This is a genomic window from Aeoliella sp., assembly GCF_965227375.1.
Lineage (GTDB): Bacteria > Planctomycetota > Planctomycetia > Pirellulales > Lacipirellulaceae > Aeoliella.
In genome coordinates, this window is sequence record NZ_CBDDFX010000002.1 from 4,092,806 (window position 1) to 4,106,269 (window position 13,464).

Here is a 13,464-nt window from a genome sequence, read left to right on the forward strand (position 1 = left end):
TTCAAACTGCCGGTCAATCCTGTGGAGAGCATTGTGCGAGACAGACCGCCTGTACGATCTGCGTGCGGCTAACCGAGGAAAAAAGCGGAAAAACTCATTGGAAACTATGAGTTTCGTTCTATGTTTTCACGTCCGGCCCCGGGGCAACTAAACGGGGGGCCTGAGTTAGAACCACTTACTTAGGCAACGACATGGCAATCGAAGATGAGGAACTGCTGGGTGAGTTCATCGTGGAGTCGAATGAACACCTGGCCAACATCGAGAACGAGTTGTTGGCCATCGAGGAGGGCGGAGCCAACATCGACGTCGACCTGGTGAACAAGGTCTTCCGCGGTGTTCACTCCATCAAAGGAGCTGCTGGTTTTCTCGGTCTCTCGACCATCAAGGAACTCGCGCACAGCTTAGAGAACCTTCTGAACAAGATTCGCAGCAAGGAACTCGTACCCGACTCGGAAAACACCACCTTGATGCTGCGAGCCGGTGACACACTGCGGGTGTTGATCAACGACGCGGCCAACTCCAACAGCACTGACGTGTCCGATCAGATCGCCGCTTTGGATGGCGTGGTCGATGGAGCGGGCGCTGCAGCGCCAACTGATACCACTGAAGACACACCCGAGCCGGCGGAGCCCGAAGTTGCTCCGCAGCCTGCACCCGTGGAAGTCGCCGCCGCGCCGACCGCACCTCCCACGCCAGCAGAACCGGCCGCTAACAAGTCGGCCGCTCCCGCGGTCGAGTCGAGCATCCGCGTCTCCGTTGGCGTGCTCGATCAGCTGATGAACCTGGCTGGTGAACTGGTGCTGAGCCGGAATCAACTGATGCAAGCGGTCATCTCGCAGGAGCGAATGGGCCTGGAGGCCGCCGCGGGTGACCTCGATCAGGTGACCAGCTCGCTGCAAGAGGCCATCATGCAGACCCGCATGCAGCCGATCGGCAGCGTGTTTGGCAAGTTCCCTCGCATTGTTCGCGACTTGAGTTCGCAACTCGGCAAACAGTGCAAGATCGAGATCGAAGGCAAGGAAGTCGAAGTCGATAAGACTATCATCGAAGCGATCGGTGATCCGCTCACGCACCTCATCCGCAACTCGGTGGATCATGGTGTCGAATCGCCCGAGAAGCGAGCCGCCGCAAAGAAGAACCCCGAAGGCACCGTGTGGCTGCGGGCGTTCCATAAGGCGGGTAAGGTTTGCATCGAGATTCAAGACGATGGCGGCGGCATCGACCCCGCCAAGCTCAAGGGCAAGGCCCTTGAGCGAGGTTTGATATCGGCCGACCGTGCGGAGCAGATGAGCGATCGCGAAGCGGTCCGGCTGATTTTCCATCCCGGCTTCTCCACGGCCGAGAAGGTATCGGACGTCAGCGGTCGCGGCGTCGGCATGGATGTCGTGCGGACGAACATTGAGAAGCTTGGTGGCAACGTGGACGTCGACTCCGAAGTGGGCGTTGGCACCAACATCCGCGTCACGCTGCCGCTCACGCTGGCCATCATCCCTTCGATGATCGTCAAGTGCGGCGGCGAGCGACTTGCCCTGCCGCAGGCCAATATTGCCGAGTTGGTGCGTCTGCGTCCCGGCGAGGTCAGCTCGCGCATCGATCGCGTCAAGTCGGCCGAAGTGCTCCGCCTGCGTGGCGCCCTGCTGCCGTTGGTGCGGCTGGACAAGTCGCTGGGCATGATTCCGCAGGATACCACCGACCAGGATTCGCCGATGAACATCATCGTCTGCGAAACCGGCCAGGTACGCTACGGGCTGATCGTCGACGGCATTCACGACTCCGAAGAGATCGTCGTCAAGCCGCTCGGCATGCACCTCAAAGGTTGCAACTGCCTGGCGGGCGCTACGATTCTGGGCAACGGACGCGTGGCGTTGATTATCGACGCGGCCGGCATCGCTTCGGAAGCTGGGGTGCAACTCACGCACGACACGAACGAGCAGGAAGAGTCGATGCAGCAGGGCGGCGACCACCAGAACAGCCAGTCGCTGCTATTGTTCTCGTCCGATCCGGCCGACCGGTTCGCCGTGCCGATGGGAATCGTGGCACGCATCGAACGGGTGCGGGCCGACCAGATCGATACCGTGGGCGGACAGGAACTGCTGCAATACCGCGGCACGACCCTGCCGCTGGTGGCCGTCGAGGACAAACTGAACGTCCAGCCACGCCCCAAGTTCGAAAGGGTGTACGTGATCGTGTTCACTTTGGGCGAACGGGAAGTCGGCTTGATTGCCCCGCAACTGGAAGACATTCGCGAAGTGGCGAATGTGATCGACGACGAAACGTTCCGCGAGCCGGGTGTGGCGGGCAGCCTGGTGATCGACGACCGCGCTACGCGTCTACTCGATGTGTTCGAGCTGGCCGAAGTCACCCACCCTCAGTGGTTCGCCGAAGCTCGCGAAGAACACGCTCCCGAAGAAGAAGACGCTCCCAAACGGATCCTGCTAGCCGAAGACTCGTCGTTCTTCCGCCGCCAGGTAGCCGGCTTCTTCAAGAACGAAGGGTTTGAAACCTACGAGTACGAAGATGGCGCCGAGGCATGGGAAGCACTGTCGGTCGAAGGAGTCGAGGTGGACATCATCGTGTCGGACATCGAGATGCCGAACATGGACGGGTTCCAACTCTGCGAGAAGATCCGTCACCACCCTTCGCTGAAACACCTACCCTGTGTCGCGCTGACCTCACTCTCCAGCGAAGCGGACATTAACCATGGCAAGGAAGTTGGATTCAACGACTACCAGGTCAAGATGCATCGCGAGAACCTGATTCGATCCGTTCGCAACCTGCTGGTTGCCGCTGGCGGACCGAAGAAATCGAAACCGCGGCGCAAGCTGGCCAAGTCCGGGAGCTAAACATGACTACCGAAACTACTACCAACTCGTACGTTGATACCCACAGTATGCAGCTCGCCACGTTCTACGTGGGCGACATGCTGCTGGGACTTGAGATCGACCAGGTACAAGAGATCAATCGCTGCCTCGACGTCACGATGGTGCCGCACGCTCCCGATTGGGTGCGGGGGGTGATCAACCTGCGTGGCGACGTGGTGACCGTGATCGACCTGCGATCGGTCCTCGGCCTGGAACGAGGCACGGTGACCAAAGACAGTCGAAACTTGATTGTCAACGTGTCTGGCGAACTGGTTGGCCTGTGTGTCGACCGCATCGCCGACATCATCACTGTCTCTCGCGACGACGTGATTCCCCCACCGCCCAACATTGCCGCGGTGGACGAACGCTTCTTCAGCGGAGTGTTCACCGGCGAGAACGACATCGTCGCTGTCTTGAACTTGCAGGAGGCATTGGAGACCAGCAACTGACGAAAAGCGTTTCCGAGATTTTGTTCGCTGTAGATTTTTTGAGTTCACTGAAGCTGTCACAACAACACCTGTTTCGTGCTGGAGGATTTCTGATGAAGAGGCTGCAGTTTAGTTTCCGCACCACGCTTACGCTCGTGTGCCTGGCTTTCGCACTGGCCCCATTGGCCGTGTTGACCCTGGTTTGCTGGAAGTCGGCGGAGAAGATCTCCGACGACACTGCCAAGATGTATCAAGCCGAAGCGGCAAAGATTGGCGATCTGATCGACCGAAACCTGTTCGAGCGTTATGGCGATGTGCAAGCATTTGCTGTGAACAATGTGGTCAAGAACCAGGACCTGTGGGGATCGCGTGATCCTGAGAACCCCATTGCTCGCTCCATGAACCAGTACGTCGACCTGTACGACGTCTATTACTTGACCATGCTGATCGACACCGAGGGCAACCTCGCTGCAGTGAACAATCACGACAGCGATGGCAAAGTGGTCGATACCAGCAAGTTGTTCGATTTCAACTACGCTGACGAGCAATGGTTCAAAGACGCCATGGCCGGTAAGTTCTACGAATCGGAAGACCGCACCTTCACGGGTACCGTTGTCGAGCACCTGCACGTCGATCCGCTGGTTCAGCAGGTATACGGGGACGAAGGACTGTCGCTGGGCTTCACCGCCCCGGTCTATGACGACAATGGCCAGGTGATCGGTGTTTGGAAGAACGTCGCCAAGTTCGGTCTGGTCGAAGACATCGTACTCGCCGCTTACAACGACTTGAAAGCACGTGGCCTCGGCTCGGCGGAACTGACGCTGTTGGATGAGAACGGAAATATCATCGTCGACTGCGATCCTTCCACCCAAGGCACCGCGGGCATTCATCGCAACATGGATGTCATCGGCAAGTTTAATCTTGCCGACAAGGGTGTGCCCGCTGCCCAGCGCGTCGTCGCCGGCGAGGCAGGCAACCTGACTCGCAGTTATCATGCTCGCAAGCAGATTGATCAAACCGCTGGCTTCAGCCCCCTCACCGGTGCCCTCGGGTTCCCCGGGATGAAGTGGAATGTTCTGGTACGCGTTAGCACCTCCGAGGCCCTTGCCGCCGGAAACGCTCTGAAGACCACGTGCCTATATACCTTCGTCGGCACCGCTCTGGTCATCCTGGTTGCCGCCTACTTGTTCGGCAAGCGGATGGGCGATGTCATCTCCAGGGCGACCAATTCGATGGAAGCCGCTACCAAGAACGACTTCACCAACAAAGTGAAGACATCGGTGGGTGGCGACCTGGGTCGCATGGCGACTGCCTTGAACAGCATGCTCGATTCGTTGAGCGATGCGGAGATAGCCGCCTACGACTACACAGCCAAGCTGGAAGCGGCTGGTCGCGCCCAAGCCATCATCGAGTTCAACCTCGACGGCACCATCATCGATGCGAACGAGAACTTCCTCAACGCTGTGGGCTACACCCGCGACGAGATCGTCGGTCAGCACCACCGCATCTTCTGCGAGCAAGAGTACACCAACTCGCCAGCCTATGCTGCGTTCTGGGACAAACTGAAACGCGGAGAGTTCGACGCGGGTGAGTACATGCGACTCCGCAAGAACGGCGAGGAGATCTGGATTCAGGCTTCCTACAATCCGATGTTCGACAAGGATGGCAAGGCCTACAAGGTTGTGAAGTTTGCCACGGACATCACCCAGCAAGTGAAGCAGCGTCAAGAGATCGAGCGACGCACCAAGATCGACAACAAGAATGCCGAATTCCAGGCACGTGAGGTGTCGGAGTTGTCCAGCGTCTTGCAGAGCATTGCCGATGGCGACCTGAGTCAGGATTACCAGGTAGCCCCTGGCGACGAAGACACGGTCGAGACTCGCAACGTGTTCAGCAACATCGCGAATGCGGTGAACGCGATGTCCGACAAGCTGCGTGGATTGATTCGCAATCTGGCCAGCAACGCCGGTCAGTTGGCAGCCACTTCGCAGCAGCTGTCGTCCACGGCCAACGACCTGGCCAGTGGAGCCGAAGAGACCACCGGGCAGAGCGCCACGGTGGCTGCGGCAGCCGAAGAGATGTCGACCAACATGACCAACATGGCTTCGTCGACCGAAGAGATGACCACCAACGTGCAATCGGTGGCCAAGGCTGTCGACGAGTTGACCGCGAGCATCGGCGAGATTGCGAAGACTGCCGAGCAGGCTTCGAACATCGCTCAAAACGCTACGCAGTTGACCGATAGCAGCAACCAGACGATTGGTCAGTTGGGCGAAGCCGCCGAAGAGATCGGCAAGGTGATCGAAGTGATTCAGGACATCGCCGAGCAGACCAACCTGCTGGCCCTGAACGCCACGATCGAAGCCGCCCGAGCCGGCGAAGCTGGCAAGGGATTCGCGGTGGTTGCGACCGAGGTGAAAGAGCTGGCCCGTCAAACGGCCGACGCCACGCAGGACATTCGTGTCCGCATCGAGGGCATCCAAAGCTCCACCAAGGAAGCCGTTCGCTCGATCGCCGATGTTGGCGAAGCGATTCAGCAGGTAAACAGCACTTCGAGCACCATCGCTTCGGCGGTCGAAGAGCAGAGCATTACCACCAAGGAAATCGCTGCGAACGTCAACCAGACCGCTTCGGCCACCACCACGGTGTCCACCGGCGTTGCCGAAAGTGCTTCGGCCTGCACCGAGATTTCCCGCAACATTGTGGGAGTCGATCAGGCTGCGAAGCAAACCGCTCAAGGTGCTTCGGAGACGCAGACCGTTGGCGGCCAACTCTCGGAACTTTCCGAGGAACTGCAACGTATCGTCGGTCAGTTCAAGGTCGACACCAACACGCTGGCTAGCGTGGGTGCAACGTCCGAAGAACAGTTCGGCGAGCCTGTCCTGGCAGGCTAGATAGAAGTAGGGAAGAGCTTGGTAACCGCGCCGCGGGCGACATGCCCGCGGTGCGGCGACCAGCGTTTAGGTCTTCGGCGCGGCGTGCTGGCGGATCGATCCCCCACCCGCACACCGCCCTGGATGCCTAACATTGCAACAAAGATACATTGCCTTGAATACACCACCCCCCATCATTGATCCACTCCGAGTGTTGGTTGTCGACGACTCGGCCCTATACCGCAAGTTGGTCTCGCAAGTACTGCAAGAGGCGGACGGCTTGGAGGTAGTGGGCACTGCATGCAATGGACGCGTGGCACTCGATAAGATCCAGCAGCTCCGACCGGACTTGATTACGTTGGACCTGGAGATGCCCGAACTGGATGGCTTGGGGGTATTGCGTCACCTGCAAGATAACCACTCATCCGTTGGGGCCATCGTGCTAAGTGCCTTGTCCGCTGAAGGAGCTACCGCCACGACCCGTGCGTTGGACGCCGGAGCGTTTGACTTCGCGCTGAAGCCCACGTCGAAGTCGCCCGACGCCAGCATGGCGGAACTCAAGGAGTCGCTGATTCCCAAAGCGCACGCTTTCGCAGAAACAAAGAACCGAAGCACGGCCAAGCGCGCGGCGACGCCGCATCCGGTCGCGGCACCAAGCGACCAGGATATGCCGCTGTGTCCCACTCGCGCTGGACGGGTGAATCCTCGGATCCTGGCCATCGGCGTCTCGACCGGCGGCCCCAAGGCCTTGTCGCAATTGATTCCCAGCCTGCCAGCCAATTTCAATGTGCCGATCGTCCTGGTGCAGCACATGCCGCCGGTGTTCACCAAGTCGTTGGCCGATGAGCTGAACCGCCATGCGAAGATCAATGTCGTCGAAGCGCAACATGGCGACATGCTACAGCCCGGCACCGTGTACATCGCACCGGGCGGCAAGCAGATGAAGCTCCAGCGCGCAGGGTTCTCGTCCTCGGTGGTCATTTCGGACGATCCTCCGGAACGCAACTGCCGCCCTTCGGTCGACTACTTGTTTCGTTCAGTGGCCGAGATCTACGGCGGCGACGTGCTGGCATGCATCCTCACCGGCATGGGCGACGACGGGCACCTGGGCTGCAAACTACTGAAGCGTCGTGGCGCCATCATCATGGCGCAGAATGAAGCCACCTGCGTGGTGTATGGCATGCCACGGCAGATCGTCGATAGCAATCTGGCCGACTGTATCTTGCCCTTGGACAAGATCGGAGAGGAAATGCTGAAGTTAACCGGGCAGGAGACAGCCGCATGTCGTTAGCAGAACAAGTTCAGCAAACTCTGTCCCGCCCCGCAACCAGCGACGACGGCGTATCCGCTCTAATCGACCTGGTGGACGAACTGTGCGGCGTCTATCTTGACGAGACCAAAGGCTATTTGATTGAGTCGCGCCTTGCGCCGATCGTCAAGCGACTCGAGTGCCGCGACTACGCCGAACTGGTCCAGCGGGCCAAGGGTGTGGCGGGTAGTGACGTGCGCAGCGAAATCGTCGATGCGATCACCACGCACGAAACGTTGTTCTTCCGCGACGAGTCGCCATTTAACGCACTGCGATACAAGATCCTACCCGACTTGATCGAAGCGATCGAGTCGAGCGGGCGGCAACGCCGCATCCGCATATGGTCGGCTGCTTGCAGCACCGGGCAGGAAGTGTACAGCATCGCCATGGTGCTGCACGAGATTGCTCAGATGCTGCCGGGATGGGATCTGCAGATTTTTGGCACCGACGTCTCTCCGGCGTCGGTGGAAACTGCCCGACGTGGCTGGTACTCGAACCTGGAAGTGGGACGAGGCCTCGACGACCTGAACAAGTCGAACTACTTCAGCCACGAGGCTGCCGGCTGGCAAGTGTCGCAGGACCTGCAACGGCTCGCCAGGTTCGATGTTCGCAACTTGCTGCAGCCGTTCCCGGAGATGAACCTGTTCGACATCGTGTTCTGCCGCAACGTGGCGATCTACTTCAAGCCAGAACAGCGCGCCGACATGTTCCATCGCATCGTCGACACGATGACGCCGGGCGGTTGGCTGTTCGTGGGCTCGGCCGAACGGCTGAGCGACCTGGGGGCGGAGTTCACTCCCGAGACCCACTGCAACTGCACCGTGTACCGCCCGAAGTAGCGTGGCAGGAGAGCAGAGCGAGCGCCAGCTTGCTCGCACCGCTGCTCGCGCGGATAATCGAAGCATGGATCTTCGTTACACCACCGCGCTAGTGGTCGCTGCGTGTTGCTGTTCGGCGGCTGCACAGGACATCAACCTGTCTGCAGAAGCCCAGGCGGCACGGAACTACCCGTTCTCGCCCGACGAGAACCGCTTGCTGGATGAAGTGCAGCGAGGCTGCTTCGACTACCTGTGGAACGAGGTTGGCCAACCCGCGGGTTTGGTCCGCGACCGACTGACCGCCGACGTATCGAGTGTCGCCGCGGTAGGGTTTCAGCTGTCCGCTTTGCCGATCGGGGTGGAGCGGGGATGGGTTTCGCGCCGCGACGCGGAACAACGCGCCAAGACGATCTTGCGTGCGCTGATCGACGAGCGTGGGAACAAGAAATACGGCATCTACCTGCACTTTGTCGATCAAGACTCAGCACAACTCAAGACCGACGCGCCGGAGGTGCAAACCAGCACCGTGGACCACGCCCTCCTGCAGTCGGGCGCGATCCCCGCTGCGGTGTACTTCGGCGGCGAGGTGCGTGAGTTGGTTGATCGGCTGATCAGCGACGCCAACTGGCGCGCATATGCTCGCGAAGGCGACCAGCTGTTGACGTTTGGCTGGCGGTCGCAGAGCTCCCAAACCCTCAACGCCGATGGCAAACTTGTGAAGTGGGTGTGGCACATCGCAGGCGCCGAGGAGGCATTGTGCTACCTGCACGCGGTCGGCGCGCCGAACCCGCAGCACGCGCTCGACGCGCGTGTGGCGTATCAGCTCAAGCGCAAGTTAGGCCGGCACGATGCCCTGCCGCCCTACGTGGTGACGTGGAACGGGGCGATGTTTACCTACTTTTTCGACCACTGCTGGATCGACTATCGCCGATACCAGGCGGACGATCCCAGCAAGCTTGGCGGCCAAGGACCGCGCGTACATTGGTTTGAAAACACGCGGCGCGCGTTTGTCACGCATCGCCAACGCTGCACCGAGAAGTCGCCGGAGCTTCTCACGCTCGGTCGCAACCGTTGGGGATTGGGACCCTGCATGGGGCTGAACGACAAGCAGCAACCCGGCTACCTGGTTCCCGAGTCGGTGCCCAACCACAGCGGAAACGATCGATGGCACAATGGCACCGTGGCGCCGTACGTCACGGCTGCAGCCCTGCCGTTTATGCCCAAGGAGACACTCGCGGCGCTGCGCGAGATGAAGAAGCTGAAGGATAAACAAGGTCGGCCGCTAGTGTGGCGGTCGCCCACCGAGGGTGGTTACGGATTCTTGGATAGCTTCAACCTCGAACAAGATTACGCGCCCGAGGACTACATCGGCATCAACGTGGGCCCGATGCTGCTGTTGATCGAAAACGCGCGGTCAGGGTTGGTGTGGGATCTCTTTCACCAGCACCCTCACGTCCGCCGCGCGGTGGAGCGGCTGGGGTGGCAGGAACGCTAACGAGCGCGCCGCGACACGTTACTGGCACTCCATCATCGTGCCGCTGGTTGGTTCGGGTTTCTTGCGTGTGATCACACGTATGTCCGCCAGGAACGCCGCCACGCCGAGCCAGATGAAGGCGAAAGACGCCAGCGCCGAAGCGCTGAGCGACTCGTGATTCAGAGTCACTGCGATGAAGAGCTGTCCGGTCGGCACGATGAACTGCAGGAACGCTACCGTGCTGAGTGGCAACCGCCTCGCAGCGCTGGCGAACCAGATGAGCGGCGCCGCGGTGGCCGCGCCCGACAGCACGAGCAGCAGGCTTACGATCCAATCGCGGCCGAAGATCGGCGCGGGGCCGGCCATCTCGCGATAGCACAGGTACCCCAAGCCAAGTGGCAGCATCCAAACTCCCTCCACCAGCAAGCCCGCGATGGCGGTTGCGTTGATCTGCTTGCGGAACAACCCGTACAGCCCAAACGAGAAGGCAACCAGCAGCGAGATCCACGGCAAGTGCCCCAACCGCCACGTTTCCCACGCCACGCCCACAGCGGCCAATGCAACGGCCAGCACCTGGGCGCGCCGCAATCGCTCGCCCAGCACCGCGACGCCCAGCGCGACGCTAAGCAGCGGATTGATGTAGTAACCCAAACTGGCGTGGCTAAGGCGGTCGGTCGCCGCGCCGTAGACGAAGCCCGTCCAATTGCCCAGCATCAACAGCGCTGTCACCCCCAGCAGCAGTCGCGAGCGGGGCGACGCCAGCAGCGCGCGGGCTTCGCCCATGCGGCGTAGTCCGGCGAGTAGCACGATGCAGGAGACCATCGACCAAATGCCGCGATGGGTCATGAACTCGAGACTCCAGTCGAGCCGCGTCGCGCCGCCGGAACTGAAGTGCCCCAAATGCTGCACGCGGTGGTTCAGCGTGACCACCAACACGGGAAACACTAGCGCCCACCACCCGAACGCTAGCACGGCATAGATCGTCCCGGCAAAGCGGCTGTGCGAGGAACTATCGTGCGGCATGGGTGGGCGTGAGTGAGGCAAAGGGGGCAGGGACACCGCCAGGACCATGCGCGGTGCTAGCAGGTTCACGTCTGGCAAAGCAGTGCTTCGATGCACGAGTTTTAGGAGCCTGGCGAAGCACTAGCATAGATGGCAACCCGGCTGCTCGGATAGAGACACCTGGCAAACTTTGACGGTTGCGCGGATTCTTCCGGATTTCCGGGTGAATTGGGTGAGGATGAGTGTACTGGTTGCCGATACGACATTGCAGACGATGTCTCTGCACACGGTGCTGGCAATCCACGCCATGGGTAGAGTTCCAAAAAGCTCGCAATATTTGCTTGTCGCATTATTCAGATTGGTGCAGCGCCATGATCAAGTTGGTTCGTGAACTTCCCGTTCTTAGCCTGCGACTGGTTCGCTCGACTGGCCTCGCGGCGTTGCTCGCCGCAGGCGTGGCCGGTGCTCAGACCGAAGGGGTAGTGTTCGTCGAAGACATTCAAGAACAAGCCCAACGGCTGGCGCAGCAATCCAACTCCGCCCGCACCAACCAATACCAGGCGCCTGCCCCGTCGCAGCGGTCGCGTTTTCCGCAGCCGTCGGTCAATGGCATGCCCAGCGGTGGGCAGCAAATGCCATTGAAGCAACAGATGCGGCAAGAAGAAGAGAGCGGCTGGTCGTTTAAGAAGACGCTTGGTGGCTTGTTCGGCGGCAACAAAGAGCAGCAGCAGCAGACCATTCAACCAGCGACCGCATCCGGGCGCATGGGTTCGACCTCCGGCAACGCCGCGGTCGCACCGAATCGCAAGATGCTCACGTCACAAACCGCGCAGTCGCAAGCCGCGCAGGAATCCACCAAGCGTCCCACTCGCCCGACATTGTTTGGCGGCTCGAACGAACGTCCCAACCCTAACGCCATGCGTGGCACGGGGCTTTCGTCTTCGACCAGTCGTGATTCCAACAAACCGGTTGGCTTGTTCTCGCTACTTAGCGGCGGCGACAAGGAAGCCAAAACGCAGCCGCGCGAGCGAAACACTCCCGTTTTGCCCACGCCCTCCTATCGGCAAGAGCCCGTAGCAAAGCCCGAGCCGAGGCGTCAAAGGACTCCCGAGCCGATGGTCGCCATGGTGACCGACCGCGACGAGTCGGTTGCTGCTCAGCCAAAGCAACCAACCGGAGCCAACACCGCACAAGCTTCGCAGGCATCGAAGTTCCCCAGTCTCGCGCAGCGGAACGCTCCGATGCCGCGACCTGCATCCATGTCGCCTGCATCGATGTCGCCTTCGTCCCAGCTGCCCGTCGTCACCACGCCGGCGGCAAGCAGCGACACATTGCAAGCCCGCACCGCGCAGCAGCCGGCTGGGCGGGCGAGCAACATGCCCATGCCGATCAATACGGTTCAGCAAGCAGGGGCTCAGCAGCCGATCAGCGCTCCGCGCGAAATCGTCAACGAGCACGCCATGGCCCAGGCCGCAGCAGCGGCCAAGTCGATGCCGCCTCAGCGCAAGCTTGTGAGTCCCGCACCCAAGCCGCAACCCGTTCAACCGAAGCCGGTCGCGGTCGCAGAGGCGATGCCCTACCCGACCGCTCAGCCTGCCAACCCGGTGACACCGCCCGAAGCCAAGTCGGCCGAACCTTCTGAGAAGGCCATCGCGCTGTTGACCGAGGCCAACCAGCAATCGAGCGTCGCCAAGACGGAAGCCGAATACACACAAGTGATCCAACTCTGCCGCCACGTGCTGGCTATCGATCAGAGTCAGGTCTGCATCGACTATAGTCACGATCTGGCAAGTTGGGCTTTGAATCGTCGTGGCGAGCTTCGCACCGACGAAGGCCGCATCAAGGAAGCCCTGCTCGACTTCGAAGACGCTTTGCGACTCGATCCCGAGCGGTACCGCGCCATCCACAACCGTGGCGTGTTGGCCGCTCAGGCAGGTCGCTTCGCCGATGCGTTCGACGACTTCAATCGCACGATTGAATTGAATCCCGAGTTTGCCAAGGCCTTCTCGAACCGCGCTGCCCTGTGGATGCGTGCCGGTGAACTCGAGAAGTCGTCGGCCGATTATCGTCAGGCGATCGCCATCGATCCCGATCTGGCGGTGGCCCACAAGGGTCGCGGCCGCGTGTGCCACATGTTGGGTCAGTTCACGCTCGCCCTGCAACACATGGACGCCGCGGCGCACCTGTCGCCGGGCGATGCCTACATCGCCTGCAACCGCGGCGACCTGCTGATGGACATGGGTCGCTATCGTTCGGCCAAGGCCGACTACGAGCGGGCGATCGAGTTGGACAACTCGTTGGCCGTCGCTTACCGCAACCTGGCTTGGCTGCAAGCCACGTGCCCCGATCGCGAATGCCGCAACGCCCAATTGGCCTTGGCCTCCGCCAAGCGAGCGTTGGAACTCTGCGGCGAGCCGACCGATCTGGAATACGACACGCTGGCTGCCGCCCACGCCACCGCGGGCGATTTCGAAGCCGCCCAGGCCGCGATGCAGAAGTGCATGGAAGCGGCCAGCGAGAAGGACAAGCCGAACTACCTATGGCGAAAGCAGCTCTACGAGCAAGGCCAGGCTTACATCACCGAGCCCGCCAGCGACGTTCAGCAGGCCAGCTACGCCGAGTGACGTAGCGACCGATCAATGGGAGGGGGGACGCAAGGGCTCAGCCGTGCAAACGGCTGGGCTTTTAGCGTTTAGGGT

Annotated in this window: 8 protein-coding genes; 7 read left to right on the forward strand and 1 reads right to left on the reverse strand. The window is 60.7% G+C overall.

The features are described 5' to 3' along the window. The first annotated feature begins 191 nt into the window (after positions 1-191). From ACQK2L_RS29035 to ACQK2L_RS29060, 6 genes are all read left to right on the forward strand, one after another. Positions 192-2,843, forward strand: a complete 2,652-nt coding sequence (locus ACQK2L_RS29035; protein WP_425400550.1) for a chemotaxis protein CheW — start codon at positions 192-194, stop codon at positions 2,841-2,843. A 2-nt stretch (positions 2,844-2,845) separates the two neighbouring features. Then, positions 2,846-3,310: a chemotaxis protein CheW gene (locus ACQK2L_RS29040; RefSeq protein ID WP_425400551.1), complete on the forward strand. Its 465-nt coding sequence runs from the start codon at positions 2,846-2,848 to the stop codon at positions 3,308-3,310. 92 nt (positions 3,311-3,402) lie between these two features. Beyond that, positions 3,403-6,183, forward strand: coding sequence for a methyl-accepting chemotaxis protein (locus ACQK2L_RS29045; RefSeq protein WP_425400552.1), 2,781 nt, complete (start codon positions 3,403-3,405; stop codon positions 6,181-6,183). 154 nt (positions 6,184-6,337) lie between these two features. After that, positions 6,338-7,453 carry a protein-glutamate methylesterase/protein-glutamine glutaminase gene (locus tag ACQK2L_RS29050; RefSeq protein WP_425400553.1) on the forward strand — a complete coding sequence of 372 codons (1,116 nt, stop codon included), beginning with the start codon at positions 6,338-6,340 and terminating at the stop codon, positions 7,451-7,453. After that, positions 7,444-8,310, forward strand: a complete 867-nt coding sequence (locus ACQK2L_RS29055; protein WP_425400554.1) for a CheR family methyltransferase — start codon at positions 7,444-7,446, stop codon at positions 8,308-8,310. The genes ACQK2L_RS29050 and ACQK2L_RS29055 overlap by 10 nt, the downstream gene beginning before the upstream one ends. Before the next feature lie 64 nt (positions 8,311-8,374). Beyond that, positions 8,375-9,784, forward strand: a complete 1,410-nt coding sequence (locus ACQK2L_RS29060) for a glucoamylase family protein (RefSeq protein ID WP_425400555.1) — start codon at positions 8,375-8,377, stop codon at positions 9,782-9,784. An 18-nt stretch (positions 9,785-9,802) separates the two neighbouring features. On the opposite strand, the gene rarD is transcribed toward ACQK2L_RS29060, so the two are convergent. Beyond that, a complete protein-coding gene (gene rarD, locus ACQK2L_RS29065) occupies positions 9,803-10,786 on the reverse strand; it encodes an EamA family transporter RarD (protein WP_425400556.1) in 984 nt (327 codons plus the stop codon). A 350-nt stretch (positions 10,787-11,136) separates the two neighbouring features. Between rarD and ACQK2L_RS29070 the strand changes: the two genes are divergently transcribed. After that, the gene (locus ACQK2L_RS29070) at positions 11,137-13,389 is read left to right on the forward strand and encodes a tetratricopeptide repeat protein (protein WP_425400557.1); all 2,253 of its coding nucleotides are present in this window, start codon (positions 11,137-11,139) and stop codon (positions 13,387-13,389) included. The last annotated feature ends 75 nt before the right edge of the window (positions 13,390-13,464 follow it).